The sequence below is a fragment of the Agromyces sp. NPDC058110 genome (assembly GCF_042884735.1).
Lineage (GTDB): Bacteria > Actinomycetota > Actinomycetes > Actinomycetales > Microbacteriaceae > Agromyces.
Genome location: NZ_JBHVTI010000005.1, coordinates 513,765 through 527,235, shown reverse-complemented (window position 1 = coordinate 527,235; position 13,471 = coordinate 513,765). Strand labels below are relative to the sequence as shown.

General features: G+C 72.4%; 11 protein-coding genes and 1 pseudogene. 2 read left to right on the top strand and 10 right to left on the bottom strand.

Annotation, left to right across the window (positions count from 1 at the left end):
• Nucleotides 1-134: 134 nt before the first annotated feature.
• Entirely contained in the window at nucleotides 135-3,608 is a 3,474-nt protein-coding gene (locus ACFVS8_RS15115) for a PQQ-dependent sugar dehydrogenase (protein WP_387063863.1), read from the bottom strand.
• A 466-nt stretch (nucleotides 3,609-4,074) separates the two neighbouring features.
• On the opposite strand from ACFVS8_RS15115, the pseudogene tatA reads away from it, so the two are divergent.
• Both tatA and ACFVS8_RS15105 read left to right on the top strand, forming a co-directional pair.
• Nucleotides 4,075-4,314: pseudogene (tatA, locus tag ACFVS8_RS15110) on the top strand (Sec-independent protein translocase subunit TatA); the annotation flags it as partial.
• Between the two features lie 177 nt (nucleotides 4,315-4,491).
• Nucleotides 4,492-5,148, top strand: a complete 657-nt coding sequence (locus ACFVS8_RS15105; RefSeq protein ID WP_387063860.1) for a hypothetical protein — start codon at nucleotides 4,492-4,494, stop codon at nucleotides 5,146-5,148.
• Here the strand turns inward: ACFVS8_RS15105 and ACFVS8_RS15100 are convergent.
• From ACFVS8_RS15100 to ACFVS8_RS15060, 9 genes are all read right to left on the bottom strand, one after another.
• Entirely contained in the window at nucleotides 5,079-5,900 is an 822-nt protein-coding gene (locus ACFVS8_RS15100; protein WP_387063857.1) for a YidC/Oxa1 family membrane protein insertase, read from the bottom strand. The genes ACFVS8_RS15105 and ACFVS8_RS15100 overlap by 70 nt on opposite strands.
• A gap of 101 nt (nucleotides 5,901-6,001) precedes the next feature.
• Entirely contained in the window at nucleotides 6,002-6,292 is a 291-nt protein-coding gene (locus ACFVS8_RS15095; protein ID WP_387063854.1) for a DUF6412 domain-containing protein, read from the bottom strand.
• A 165-nt stretch (nucleotides 6,293-6,457) separates the two neighbouring features.
• Nucleotides 6,458-6,724 (bottom strand): GlsB/YeaQ/YmgE family stress response membrane protein, encoded by a 267-nt coding sequence (locus ACFVS8_RS15090; protein WP_387063851.1) that lies wholly within the window; start codon nucleotides 6,722-6,724, stop codon nucleotides 6,458-6,460.
• A 97-nt stretch (nucleotides 6,725-6,821) separates the two neighbouring features.
• Nucleotides 6,822-8,306, bottom strand: a complete 1,485-nt coding sequence (locus tag ACFVS8_RS15085; protein ID WP_387063848.1) for an aldehyde dehydrogenase (NADP(+)) — start codon at nucleotides 8,304-8,306, stop codon at nucleotides 6,822-6,824.
• A gap of 50 nt (nucleotides 8,307-8,356) precedes the next feature.
• Complete coding sequence (locus tag ACFVS8_RS15080) at nucleotides 8,357-9,358, bottom strand: proline racemase family protein (protein WP_387063845.1); 1,002 nt, start codon at nucleotides 9,356-9,358, stop codon at nucleotides 8,357-8,359.
• A 67-nt stretch (nucleotides 9,359-9,425) separates the two neighbouring features.
• Nucleotides 9,426-10,343 (bottom strand): dihydrodipicolinate synthase family protein, encoded by a 918-nt coding sequence (locus tag ACFVS8_RS15075; RefSeq protein ID WP_387063842.1) that lies wholly within the window; start codon nucleotides 10,341-10,343, stop codon nucleotides 9,426-9,428.
• A complete protein-coding gene (locus ACFVS8_RS15070; RefSeq protein ID WP_387063836.1) occupies nucleotides 10,340-11,911 on the bottom strand; it encodes an FAD-dependent oxidoreductase in 1,572 nt (523 codons plus the stop codon). The genes ACFVS8_RS15075 and ACFVS8_RS15070 overlap by 4 nt, the downstream gene beginning before the upstream one ends.
• Nucleotides 11,908-12,231 (bottom strand): (2Fe-2S)-binding protein, encoded by a 324-nt coding sequence (locus ACFVS8_RS15065; protein ID WP_387063833.1) that lies wholly within the window; start codon nucleotides 12,229-12,231, stop codon nucleotides 11,908-11,910. Before ACFVS8_RS15065 ends, ACFVS8_RS15070 begins: the two co-directional genes overlap by 4 nt.
• Nucleotides 12,228-13,415 carry an NAD(P)/FAD-dependent oxidoreductase gene (locus tag ACFVS8_RS15060; RefSeq protein WP_387063831.1) on the bottom strand — a complete coding sequence of 396 codons (1,188 nt, stop codon included), beginning with the start codon at nucleotides 13,413-13,415 and terminating at the stop codon, nucleotides 12,228-12,230. The genes ACFVS8_RS15065 and ACFVS8_RS15060 overlap by 4 nt, the downstream gene beginning before the upstream one ends.
• Nucleotides 13,416-13,471: the final 56 nt, after the last annotated feature.

Genomic DNA, 13,471 nt, shown 5'->3' with positions numbered 1-13,471 from the left:
GGCTCTGGGGGTGGCCCCCCCGGGGGGGGGGGGGTTTTGTGTGTACACAAACCCCTCCCTTTGGCGGCGCCCCCGCGGGGGGGCGGGGGGGGGGGGGGGGGGGGCCCCCCCGGGGGGGGCGCCCCCCACCGGGGTTACTGGCGCACGGTCAGGCTGGCCGTGTCCGTGCTCTTGGCCACGCCGGAGGATCCGTCGTAGGCCGCCTGGACCTGGTAGGTGCCGACTGCGAGCTTCGGCAGGGTGACCACGGCGTGGCCGGACGCGTCGAGCGTTCCGGTCACGGTCGCGACCGTCGCGGTGCCCTTGCGCACCGTGACCGTGACGCCGCCGACGGGGACGATGCCCGTCGTCGAGTCGACCTGGATCGTCGCCTTGGCGGCGACGGCGGGCTTGACCGGGTCGGGCGAGACGGAGACGTCGGTGATCGACTTCGTCTGCGAGACCGTGAGTCGCGCCGTGCCTGCTGAGGTCTTGAAGACCTCGTCGGCGAGGTAGCTCGCCCGCAGGGTGTGCGTGCCGACGGCGAGGTCGGCGGGCAGGGCGATGGTGACCTTGCCCTCGGCGTCGAGCGTGCCGCGACCGACCTCGTCGTCGCCGATGGTGAGCGCGACCTCTCCGGTCGGCACGCCGCCCTCGCCGGTCACCTGCACGGAGACGGGAGTCTCCTCGCCGTACGAGGCGCGCGGCGAGCCGAGCGTCACGAGCGTGCGGCTGTCGACCGTGGGCTCGTTCGGCGCGTCGAGGTCGACCTTGAAGCTGACGCTCTTGACGGTCGAGACGTTGCCGCCCGTGTCGGTCGCGCGGTACTGCAGGTCGTACGTGCCCTTCGTCTGGAACGTCACGCCGTACTGCTGGTTCGCAGCGAGGTTCGTCCAGGTCTGGCCTCCGTTGGCGGAGTACTGCACGCTGGCGAGCGCGCCGTTGTCGGCGGGCTGCACGGCGAACCGCACGGGCTCGTTGAAGACGCCGCCGACGCCCTTCGGCGTGGCGGGGGTGAGGGTGTGCGCCACGGTCGGAGCCGTGACGTCGCCGACACCCGGGCCGACCATCTTGATCGAGTCGACCGCGAGCTCGTTCGCCGAGGTCACGAACAGCTGGCCGCTGCCGGTGGGGGCCGTGAAGCTCACCGTCACGTCCTTCCAGCCCGCGCCGCCGGGGATGGTCGCCGAGGCGAAGGGCGCCGCGGTGGCGGATCCCCAACGCAGGTCGACCTTGCCGGCGCCGTTGGCACGCACGACCGCTCCGGTGATGCCCGAGAAGCTCACGGGATCGAAGCGGAGGAAGTCGGCCACGCCGCCGTCGGTGCCGAGGCCCCGGATGGCGGTGCCGCCCGACGCGGTCTCGTCCTCGTAGACGACGACGCCCTTGCGCTGGGTCGCGTACTCGGCCTCCTGCGTGCGCGGGTTGAGGCGCACGGTGGCCTCACCCGTCGCTGCCGGGAGTCCGTTCGCGCCGGCATCCGTGTAGGTGACGACGACCGCACCGTAGAGGTTGGCCCCCGCGCCGTGCTCGGGCGAGTTGGGGTCCGTCTTCCAGGCGCCGGTCGCACCGGTGCCGGTCACCTCGGGGTGGGCGTGCTCGTCGTGACCGAGGCCGTAGGTCCACGCCACCCGGTTGGACACGACCTCGTTGCCGTCCTCGGCGTCGGTCGTGGTCACCTTGTAGGGAACCGCCTGGCCCCAGTCGAAGAAGCCGCCGTTCTCGGGGTACTGCACGGTGACGGCCGGTGCCTGGTTGCCGACCGAGACGACCTTGCTGGTGAGGCTGTACTTGCCGCCGGCGTCGGTCACGCGCAGTCGCACCGTGTAGGCGCCGAGCTCGGTGTACGTGTGGGTCGCCGTGGCGCCCTGGTACTCGAACGTGCCGTTGCCGTCGATGTCCCACGCGTAGGTGAGCGCTGCGCCCTCGGGGTCGGTGCTCGACGAGGCGTCGAACGTCACCTCGACCGGCGCGGCCGACGAGGAGCCCGGGGTCGCCGTGAAGCGGGCCTGCGGCGCCTTGTTGCCCTCGGCGTAGTCGATCCGGTAGAGCCCCGCGTCGGGGTTCGCACGGAAGAAGCCGTCGCCGTAGTCGAGCACGTACATCGACCCGTCGGGGCCGAACTCGATGTCCATCGGGTTGTCGTGGATCGGCTGCGCGGCCGCGGTGAGCGCACTGTTCGGCAGGAAGTCCTCGATGTGCGTGACCTCGTCGGCGTCGTAGTCGACCGTGAAGGCCGCGATGTAGTCCTGCGAGAACTCGCCCATGAAGGCCTTGTCGTCCCAGTACTCAGGGAACTTCGTGGCCGAGGGGTTGTCGGCGTCGTAGTGGTACACCGGGCCGCCCATCGGTCCCTGGCCGGAGCCGGTGCCGAAGTTCACGAGCTCGTCCCACGGCTGGTCGCCGGGGTTGTCGCCGTAGTACAGCGTCGCCGGTCGCGCCGCCGGGATGGCGGTGAGGCCGGTGTTCCAGCGCGAGTCGTTGACGAGGTTCGCCGGGTCGAAGAACGCCCCGGCCGTCGAGGTCGCGAAGTCCCAGTCGTTGTAGGCGAAGTTGTCGCCGGTGACGTACGGCCAGCCCGAATTGTGCGGGTCGTCGAGGCTCGCGACGTTCCACTCGACGATGCCCATCGGTCCCCGGCCGGCGGTCGAGGCGACCGCCTTCGTGGCGTCGGGCCCGTAGTCGCCCCACGAGATGGAGTTCGTCTCGGGGTCGACCTCGATGCGGAACGGGTTGCGCACGCCCATGATGAAGATCTCGGGCTTGGTCTTCTCGGTTCCGGGTGCGAACAGGTTCCCCTCGGGGATCGTGTAAGTGCCGTCGTCCTCGACGTGGATGCGGAGGATCTTGCCGCGCAGGTCGTTGGTGTTGCCGGCGCCGCGACGCGAGTCGAACCCGGGGTTCATGCCGGGCGCGTCGTTGTTCGGGGCAAAGCCGTTCGCCCCGGGCGCGCTGGCCGGCGTGTTGTCACCCGTGCTCAGGTAGAGGTTGCCGTCGCCATCGAAGTCGATGTCGGCGCCGACGTGGCAGCACTGGCCGCGCTGCACGGGCACGTCGAGGATGACCTGCTCGCTCGCGAGGTCGAGGCCCTCGCCGGTCCACTGGAAGCGGGCGAGGCGGTTGACGCCGACCCACTGGTTCCAGTAGCTCTCGTCGGCCCCTGCCGGCAGCGAGTTGGGCGCCGACCCGGTCGGGGTGTCGGCCACACCGTCGCCGTTGGCGTCGCGGGGGGCGTACACGAGGTAGACCCAGCCGTTCTCCTCGAAGTCGGGGTCGATCGCGACCGTCTGCAGTCCGTCTTCGGAGTTCGCGTAGACGGGCAGTGTGTTGGTCACCGTCGTCACGCCGGTCGACGGGTCGGTGAGGCGGACGTCGCCGTTGCGCGCCGTGTGCAGCACGGTGCTGTCGGGCAGCACCGCGAGGTCGATCGGCTCGCCCACGTTCTTCGTGAGGAGGATCTTCTCGTAGTTGCCCCAGTCGAGCGCCTCGGCGGCGCCCCCTTCGGATCCGTGGTCGACGCCGTCGTGCGCGAACGCCGGCGTACCGGTGATCGCGAGCGCTCCGGCGGTGAGCGCGATGACGGGGACCAGGAGTCCTCGTCTGCGCGAACGCCTGCGGGTAGAATTCATCGTTGAACAGCTCCTGTCGGTTCTTGCCTGTCAGGGTTGTCTCGCCGGGTCATCACCGCCGCTTCGATCGGTTTCAGGTGGTGGCCCGGTCCTGTGAGTGGTGGCCTCCCTCTGGCCACGGGGCGTGCTCGCTCCCCCTTCGCTCGTCTTCGAGTCGCGGTCGTTCTCCGGACTTCGTCGTCTCGTCGACGGGGACCGAGGGCCCCCGTCCTCGCGGTGCCGGTCGCACGCTTCTCCGGCATCGCTCTGGCGTCATCATGTCCGAAGTTTCGTCGCTGGTCAATCAAAAGTTGCCGGATCGAACGTCAAGATAGTTACTTTGGGGTGCAGGCTTGTTTTTGGCCAAAGTGCACCTATATGATCCACGGCAACGGACAGCGCGGTCGTCACGATCGGTGCCGTCCTCCACAATCCATCGACGCGGGGGCATCGAGGCCCGCCGCATCCGAGCCCCGAGGAGGGCGCGATGCTCCAAGGACTGACCGGCTGGCACCTCGTGATCGTGCTCGCGGTGATCCTGCTCCTGTTCGGCAGCGCGAAGCTGCCGGCGCTCGCCCGAAGCCTCGGCCAGTCGGCCCGAGCGCTCAAGGGCGAGATGAAGGCGATGCGCGAAGACGACGAGGCGGATGCCGCGGCCACCGCGAACGGTCAGGCGACGACGGTCCCGGCCGCAACCGCTCCGAGCACCGCCGCGACAGCGGCGCCCGTCGTGCCCGCCCCCGTCGCGGCCGCGCCCGTCGTGGCCGCTTCCGTCGTGCCCGTCTCGCCTGCCGGGGACACCCCGGCAACGGCGACGTACGCCGCCCCCACGCCGGCCGCCGTCGCGCAACCGATCGCGCAGCCCGCGTCGGGGCGATGACCCCGACGCGATGAGCGCTGCGCGATGAACTTCGGGCTCACCTTCGAGAAACTCCTCCTCATCGGCGTCATCGCCGCCTTCCTGATCGGCCCGACCCGCCTGCCCGGGTACGCGGCCTCGTTGGGCCGCTTCGTCAAGCGCGTGCGCGAGTTCGCGACGTCGACCACCGATCGCGTGCGCGACGAACTCGGGCCGGAGTTCTCCGACGAGGACTGGCGCGCGCTCGACCCTCGCAGGTACGACCCGCGCAGCATCATGCGGGCCGCCCTGGCCGACGATGGGGAACCCGGGCAGCCCCTCGTGTCCGCGTCGAGGCCGGCGGCCCTGTCCTCGGCGGTGGCCGTGAGCGCGACATCCACCCGGGCGGCGGCCTCACCCGACCCGGCGGACCCATCGGGCCCGGCGAACCCGGCGGACCCATCGGGCCCGACGGCCCCGCCGGATCCGACGCCATCCGAGCACGTGCGCGCAGCGGCATCCGCACGCCCGGAGCCGACCGAGCCCGAGGTGCCCGAGCACGACCCGGGGCTCGACCCGATCGGGTCTACGGCATCCGCACCGCCCGAACCGACCGAACCCGAGGTGCCCGAGCACGACCCGGGGCTCGACGTTCAGGCCGGCAGCGCCGGCGGCATCGTCGAGGGGGCCGCCGGATACATCCGCCGCAGCACCAGCCGCTGACCGAGCGTCCACGTGACGGTCACGAGCAGGTAGATCGCGGCGGCGAGCGGCACGAACATCGCCACCACGGCGGTGACGAACTGCAGCAGCCCGAGCACGTTCTGCATGCCGGCGAGGCCCAGCACCTGGCCCGCGGTCGCTCCGGCGGCCCCCGCAGCATCCGTCGTCCCCTGCGAAGCGGCCGGAACCGGGGCGACCGGCTTGAACGCGCGCCGGGTGATCTCGCCGACGAGCGCGATGAGCAGCACGATGACGCCGAACACCGCGAGGGTCGCGGGCGTGACGGTGCCGGCCGCGAGAGAACCGGCGAGGCTCGAGCCGAGCGGCACCCCGAACAGCGTGTGCGCGAGCAGGTCGTTCGGGTGCCCGGCGATCACCGGCAGGATGAACAGCGCGTAGATCGCGCCGACGACCGGAATCTGCACGAGCATCGGCAGGCATCCGGCGAAGGGCGTCGTGCCCTCCTCGGCGTAGAGCGCCATCATCTCGCGCTGGAGGCGTTCGGGGTTGTCCTTGTGCTTGCGCTGCACCTCGGCGAGGCGGGGCGCAATGCGCGCACGCGTGCGCTCGGCCTTGGCCTGCGAGACGCCGACGGGAATGAGCGCGGCACGCACCGCGAGTGTGACGAGCACGATGGCGAGCGCGGCGCTCGAGGCCCCGGCGAACGGTTCGAGCAGGTCGGAGAGCCCCATGAGCAGGGCGTAGGCGCCGTCGAGCACGGCGGCGATGGGCGGGAAGGCGTAGAGATCCATGGACAGGTCCTTGCGGTCGGAGCGAAACGGGGTTCCGTCTGGCCGCGAGGGAGCTGGGTCGCCGAGGCGCCCGCGAGTGCGGGTGCGGTGGGCGGATGTCGCTACGCGGCCGGGATGCCGCGCCCCGGCGCCCTGGGCCGCGGGCGACCGGCCGCATCGGGGTCGCTCTGCGCGATGAGCCGCCCCGGGTCGACGGTCTGCCGATGGCGCAGCGACGCGCTGGACGGATCGGCGCCGACGAGCGCGGGCACCGCCCGGTACGACGTGACGACGACCGCGATCGCGGCGAGCGAGAGCACGCCAATGACGATGGCCGTGAGGTGCGCGTCGCCCGCGAGCTGCGGTTCGAGCACGCCCTGGATCAGGCGCAGGAGGGCCGAGATGTGGTCCATCGCGCCTCCGTTCGTCATCCGTTCGCCGTGGGGCGCGCGGGCGCGCTCCGCCCCTCACGCTAGCACCGGGCCGCTGCCGGAGAGCGGTCGCGCATCACGCCGAACGCGAACGGGCGGATGCCGGGTCGCCCCGACATCCGCCCTCGCGGTCTGGCACTGGCCTGCTCAAGCGGTGCGGCTCTTGCGCGTCAGGAGGCCGTAGATCAGCAGCACGATGATGGAGCCGCCGATTGCCAGCAGCCAGGTGCCGAGATCCCAGAACTCGGTCAGCGGCCGGTTCAGGATCAGGCTGCCGAGCCAGCCGCCGAGCAGGGCGCCGACGACGCCGAGCAGGAGGGTGATGAACCAGCCGCCGCCCTGCTTGCCGGGGAGGATGAGCTTGGCGATGGCGCCGGCGATGAGGCCGAGCAGGAGGAATCCGAGGAAACTCATGTGGTGCTCCTTTGGTTTGGGGGAGCTCCACTGAACCACGGGCGGCGATTCCGGGCGTAGCCGTTGCGCCAGGCCGCCCGAACACGCTATACGCGCGTCAGAGGCGCGTGCCCCAGCCCGTCGACTCCCCCGCGCCCGAGACCGCCTGGGGCACTCCCCACGGGTTCGCCGTCTGCAGCGGGGCGGGCAGCATCGCCTCGGGTGCGCCCTGGTAGGCGACGGGGCGCAGGAACCTGGTGATCGCGGCCGTGCCGACCGAGGTCGACGAGTCGTTCGTCGTGGCGGGCCACGGGCCGCCGTGCTGCATCGCGGGCGTCACGGCGACGCCCGTCGGCCAGCCGCCGAAGAGCACGCGGCCGGCGTGCTCGGTCAGCACGCGCACGAGGTCGCGGAGTTCGGGGGCGTCTTCGCCGGCGGCCGCGTGCACGGTCGCGGTGAGGTTGCCGTCGAGCAAGGTCGGCACGAGCGCGGCGAGATCCGTTCCCGGCTCGACCTCGACGAGCACCGAGAGCGGGCCGAACGACTCCTCCAGGATCTCGTCGCGCCCCGAGACGAGGTCGTCGAGCGAGACCGCGACGATGGTCGGGGTGACCCAGCCCTGCTCGGCACCGTCGAACTCCACGCGGCCCTCGGCGACGGCACGCACGCCGTCGGCGGCGAGTACGGCCTCGCGTCGGTCGGCGTACCCCGCGGCGATGCGCGGGTTCAGCAGTCGGTGCGGGGCGACGGATGCCGCGGCCTCCGCGATGCGCTCGTCGAGCCCGTGCCCGGCGGGAACGAAGACGAACCCCGGCTTGGTGCAGAGCTGCCCGGCCGAGCCGCTGACGCTCGTGACGTAGCCCGCCGCGATCTCGTCAGCGCGCTCCTCGAGCGCCGCGTGCGTCACGAATACGGGGTTCAGGCTGCCGAGCTCGCCGAAGAACGGGATGGGCACCGGGCGCGAAGCCGCGACGCCGGCGAGGAACTGGCCCGCCGGGATCGATCCCGTGAACGCGCCGGCCTTGACGCGCGGATCCTGCAGGATCGCAACGCCCTCCTCCTGCCCCATGACGACCTGGAACACGCCGTCGGGCATGCCGACCGCGGCGAGCGCGTCGGCGACGATCGCGCCCGTGCGCAGGGTGAGCTCGGGGTGGCCGGGGTGCCCCTTGAGGATCACCGGGCAGCCGGCGGCCAGCGCCGAGGCCGTGTCGCCGCCCGCGACCGAGAACGCGAACGGGAAGTTCGACGCCGCGAAGTTCACGACCGGGCCGAGCGGCACGAGGTAGCGCCGCACGTCGGGCCGCGGCCCGAGCGCGAACTCCGGGTCGGCCGCGTCGATGCGCACGTCGAGGTAGGCGCCGTCGGCGACGGCCTCGGCGAACATGCGCAGCTGCACGGCGGTGCGGCGGAGCTCGCCGCGCAGGCGCGCCTCGGCGAGCCCGGTCTCGGCCATGCCGACCGCCATGAGCTCGTCGGCGTTCGCCTCGAGCGCGTCGGCGACGGCCACGAGCGCGCGGGCGCGGTCGCGCGGGTTCGTGTCGGCGAAGGGCTGTGCGGCCGCGGCCGCGTTCGCGGCGATGGTCTCGAGTTCGGGGGTCATGCGGTACTCCTGCGTGGTGCGGTTCGGGGCTGGTCGTGGTCGGTGCAGGCTCAGAACTGGAAGCCGGTCGGGAACGGGTCGCTCGGGTCGAGCAGGTACTGGGCCGTGCCGGTCACCCAGGCGCGGCCCGTGATCGTGGGGATCACGGCGGGCCGGCCGTCGACCTCGGTCTCGCCGACGAGACGCCCGACGAACCGGCTCCCGATGAACGACTCGTTCACGAAGTCAGTGTCGAGCGCGAGCTCCCCGCGCGCCCAGAGTTCGGCCATGCGGGCCGACGTGCCCGTGCCGCAGGGCGAGCGGTCGAACCACCCGGGGAAGATGGCCATGGCGTGGCGCGAAAGCGCGGCATCCGACCCTGGTGCGATGAACTCGACGTGGTGGCAGTGGTCGACGCCGTCGATGAACGGATGCCGCGGCGGCGCGGTCTCGTTGATCGCGGCCATGATGGCGAGCCCTGCCGTGACGATCTCCTGCTGGCGGGCGCGGTCGAACGGCAGGCCGACCGCGTCGAGGTCGACCATGGCGTAGAAGTTGCCCCCGAACGCCATCGAGTACGGGATCTCGCCGTATCCCGGCACGTCGATGCTCGCGTCGAGCACCTCGACGTAGCTCGGCACGTTCTCGATCGTGACCGAGTCGGCGTGCCCGTCGGTCACCGCGACGCGCGCGATCACGAGCCCGGCCGGGGTGTCGAGGCGGATCTCGGTGACCGGCTCGACGACCTCGACCATTCCCGTCTCGACGAGCACCGTGGCGACGCCGATCGTGCCGTGCCCGCACATCGGCAGGCATCCGCTGACCTCGATGTAGACGACGCCCCAGTCGCAGTCGGGGCGGGTCGGCGGCTGGAGGATCGCCCCGCTCATGGCGGCGTGCCCGCGCGGCTCGTTCATGAGGAAGAGGCGCAGGTCGTCGAGGTGCTCCATGAAGTGGAGCCGCTTCTCGTTCATGGTCGCGCCGGGGATCACTCCGACGCCGCCGGTCACGACGCGCGTGGGCATGCCCTCGGTGTGCGAGTCGACCGCCGAGATGACCCGGTTCGAACGCATTCCTGCTCCTGACTCCGTCGGTTTCGTGCACTGCCTGATGCCGTCCGCATGCGCGGATCCGCCGTGCTCAGCGGTTCGCGATGTGGTCGAGCGCGCGCTGGGTGTCGCGGCGCACCTGCGCCTCGTGCTCCGCGGAGAGCGGTCCGCGCGGCGGACGCGTGGGTCCACCGTAACTCTGCCCGGCGAGGTCGATCGACAGCTTGATGGCCTGCACGAACTCGGTCTTCGAGTCCCAGCGGAACACAGGCACCAGGTGCGTGTAGAGCTCGCGCGCCTCGTCGATGCGGCCGGCCTGCACGAGATCGTAGATCTCGACGGCCTCCTTCGGGAATGCGTTCGGGTAGCCGGCGAACCAGCCCGTCGCGCCCACGACCAGCGACTCGAAGAGCAGGTCGTCGGCGCCCGCGATGACCTGGATGTCGCAGCGCTCCCGGATCTCGAGCACGCGGCGGATGTCGCCCGTGAACTCCTTGATCGCGACGACGTTCTCGAGCTGCGCGAGCTCGGCCACGAGGTCGGGCGTCAGGTCGACCTTGGTGTCGAACGGGTTGTTGTAGAGCATGATCGGCAGGCCGACCTCGTTCAGGCGCGTGTAGTGCTCGACGACCTCGCTGCGGTTCGCCCGGTAGATCGTGGGCGGCAGGGCGAGCACGCCGTCGGCGCCGTCGGCCTTGGCGTACTCGGCCCACTGCACGGCCTGGTGCCAACCGACGCCGTGCACGCCCGCGACGACGAGTCCGCGACCCGCGACGGTCTCGACGGCGACCTGGATCACCTTGCGGCGCTCGGCGTCGGTGAGGCTCGAGTACTCGCCGAGCGAGCCGTTGGGGCCGACGCCGCGGCATCCGTTCTCGATGAGGAAGTCGCAGTGCGCGGCGAACCGGTCGTAGTCGACGGCGAGGCCCGCGGGCGCCGACGCGTCCTCCTTGAAGGCGAGCGTGGTCGCGACGACGACGCCGCCGAGGTCGAACTTCTGGGTGGTCATGGGTGTCCCTTCTCGGACGCGTGGTGCGTGGTGGTGTGCCGGCCCAGGTCGTGCGACGGGTCGAGGTCGTGCGGCAGGTCGTGGGCCGCGAGCTCGCCGATGCGGATCGGCGAGGCGATCGGGCGCCGGTCGGTGGTGACGGATGCCTCGGGCGCGCCCGGTGCGGAGGCGCCGCCGATGAGTTCCTCGACCGTGCGCCCGCAGACGCGGCCCTGGCAGATGCCGAGGCCGGCGCGGGTCGTGAGCTTCATGGAGCGAAGGCCGCTCGCACAGGTCGCCTCGCGGGTCTCGCGGAGTCGCCCGTACGGCACCTCTTCGCAGCGGCAGACGATCGTGTCGTCGTCGAGCCAGGCGGTCCACCCCGGCCGGATGCCGTGCGCCGCCTCGATGCGGGCGGCGAAGCCGGTGAACGTGCGGCGTGCCCCGACGGCCTCGGCGAGGTCGCTGTCGCGGTACGACCCGCCGGCGGCGACGTGGCCCGCGATCTCGCCCTCGGCGAGCGCGGCGTCGACTCCCCCGATGCCCGTGATCTCCCCCGCGGCGTAGACGCCGGCGACGCTCGTGGCCTGACCCTCGTCGACACGCACGAAGCGGTCGGCGGTGAGCTCGCAGCCGGCCGCGATCGGCAGTTCGAGCCTCGGCGTGAACCCGTGGCTCACGCACACGGCATCGGCCTCGACGCGGCGTTCGGTTCCGGCGATCGAGCGCCAGTCGGCGTCGACCTCGGCGATCGTGACGGCCTCGACGCGGTCGGTGCCGTGCGCGGCGACGACCGCCCTACCGGTGAGGTACGGGATGCGGTGCCGCAGGTGCGTGCCGACGTATCCGGCGAGCTCGCCGCCCTTCTTCGCGGCGCCCACGAGCTGCCAGGGCTTCGGCAGCCAGCCGCGCACGAGGCCTCCGAGCCGGCTCGCCTCGTAGACGCCGAGCACCTTCGACCCCGTCGCGGCGACCGAGGCGGCGACCGGCAGCAGGAACGGCCCGGCACCGGCGATCACGACCCGCTCGCCGAGCGCGACGCGCTCCCCCTTGGCGAAGGCCTGCGCCGCACCCGCGGTGAACACGCCGGGCAGGTCCCATCCGGGGAACGGCAGCGTGCGGTCGTGCGCGCCCGTCGCGAGCACGAGTGCGTCGGGCCGGAACGTGCGGCCGAGCCGACCGGTGCCGTCGGGCGGCCCCACGAGCACGTGCACCGCGACGGGGGCGCCGTGCCCCGCGGCATCCGATCGCTCGATGGCCCACACCTGCGCGCCGAGCACGATCTCGCACCCGGGGTCGCGCTCGAGCTCGTCGCGGAGCGCCGTGTAGGTCGACCAGCCGTGGTGCAGCGCCCGCTCGTTCGCCGACGGGCGCGAGGCCGGCAGGTGCCGCCAGTACTGCCCGCCGGTCGTGTCGGCCGCGTCGAGCAGGGCCACGGATGCCCCGCGCTCGCGCGCCGCCCTGGCTGCGGCGAGCCCGGCGGGACCGGCGCCGACGACGAGCACGGTGCGGGCGGCGCCGGTGGCGGTGGCGGTGGCGGTGGCGGTGGCGACGACGGTCTCGCCGGACTCGCCGGACCCGGCACTCATCGCGCCGCCTCGGGAAGCTCGTCGTGCTGCGTCTCGACGACGTCGCCGTCGGTCGCTCGGCGCTGGCACGCGCGCACGTCGCGTTCGCCGTTGACCGTCACGATGCAGTCGAAGCACACGCCGATGCCGCAGAACAGGCCACGAGGCCGACCCTCGGCCGAGGTCGTGCGCCACGCGAGCCGTCCGCTCGCGAGCACCAGTCCCGCGATGGTCTGGCCCTCGATGCCCGGCACGGGCTCGCCGTCGACCGAGATGCCGATGGCCCGTTCGCCGCGCGGGCGGATCGGGTCGTGCCGCGCCGGCAGCCTGCGGGCGGTCATCGGGAGGCCTCTGCGAGGTGCGGCTCGAGCGACGCGCGATCGAGCTCGAACGGCGTCGGGTCGAGCGGAGCGGGCGTGCCGAGCATGCCGGCGACGAGCAGTTCGGCGGTCGCGAGCGAGAGCCCGATGCCGGCCCCCTCGTGCCCGCTCGCGTGCCAGAGCCCCGGCGCGCGGTGGTCCTCGCCGATCACGGGCAGGTGGTCGGGCATGTACGGGCGGAACCCTCCGTAGGTGCGCATGATCGACGCCTCGGCGAGGAAGGGGAACAGGCGCAGCGCCTTGCCCGCGACCTCGCGGATCACGTCGATGCGCAGCCGGTCGTCGAACCCGACCTGCTCGCGGCTCGACCCGAGCAGCACCGTGCCCGCAGCGGTCGACTCGACGACGCTCGAGGTCTGCAGCGCGGCGTCCGACGACTGGGTGGCGCCGAAGTAGTCGCCGTCGTACACCTTGTGGAACACCCGGTGCGGCATGCGCGTCGTGACGAGCACCATGCCGCGGCGCGGCTTCACGGGCAGCCGCACCCCCATCGTCGCCGAGACCTCGCCCGACCAGGGTCCGGCCGCGATCAGCACGGCGTCGCCCGCCACATCGCCGTCGGTCGTCGCGACCCCGGTCACTCGGCCATCGGCGTCGCGGGTCGCGCCCGTGACCTCGACGCCCGTGCGCACGACGGCGCCGTGGCGGCGCGCGGAGGCGAGCAGCGCCTCGGTCGCCACCACGGGCTGCACCTGCGCATCCTCCGGATAGTGCACGGCCGCCGTGATCGCGGGGTTGAGCCACGGTTCGAGCGCGAGCGCGTCGTCGACCGACACCGGCCGGGCGTCGACGCCGGCCGCGCGCTGGCTTGCGGCGAAGTCCAGCAGCGGCTGCGCACCGGCATCCGTCGTCGCGACGACCAGGCCGCCCTTGCGCTCGTACTCGAGGAAGGGGAAACCGGCGCCGAGTTCGTCGGCCAGCCGGGCGACGAGACCCGGCCAGAGCGACGAGGCGTACACGGCGAGGTCGAGTTCGGCGCCGGGGCCCTTGTCGGAGACGAGCAGGTTGCCCTCGCCCTTGGCGCTGGTTCCGGATGCCGCGGCGCCGCGTTCGAGCACCGTGACGCGTACGCCGGCGACCGCGAGCGCCCGCGCGCAGGCCGCCCCGACGATGCCGGCGCCCACGATGACGACGTCGGCGATCATGGCGCTCCTCTCGACGTCGGGGCGCACCCTGGTCGAGCGGCCTGTCAGTAATATGT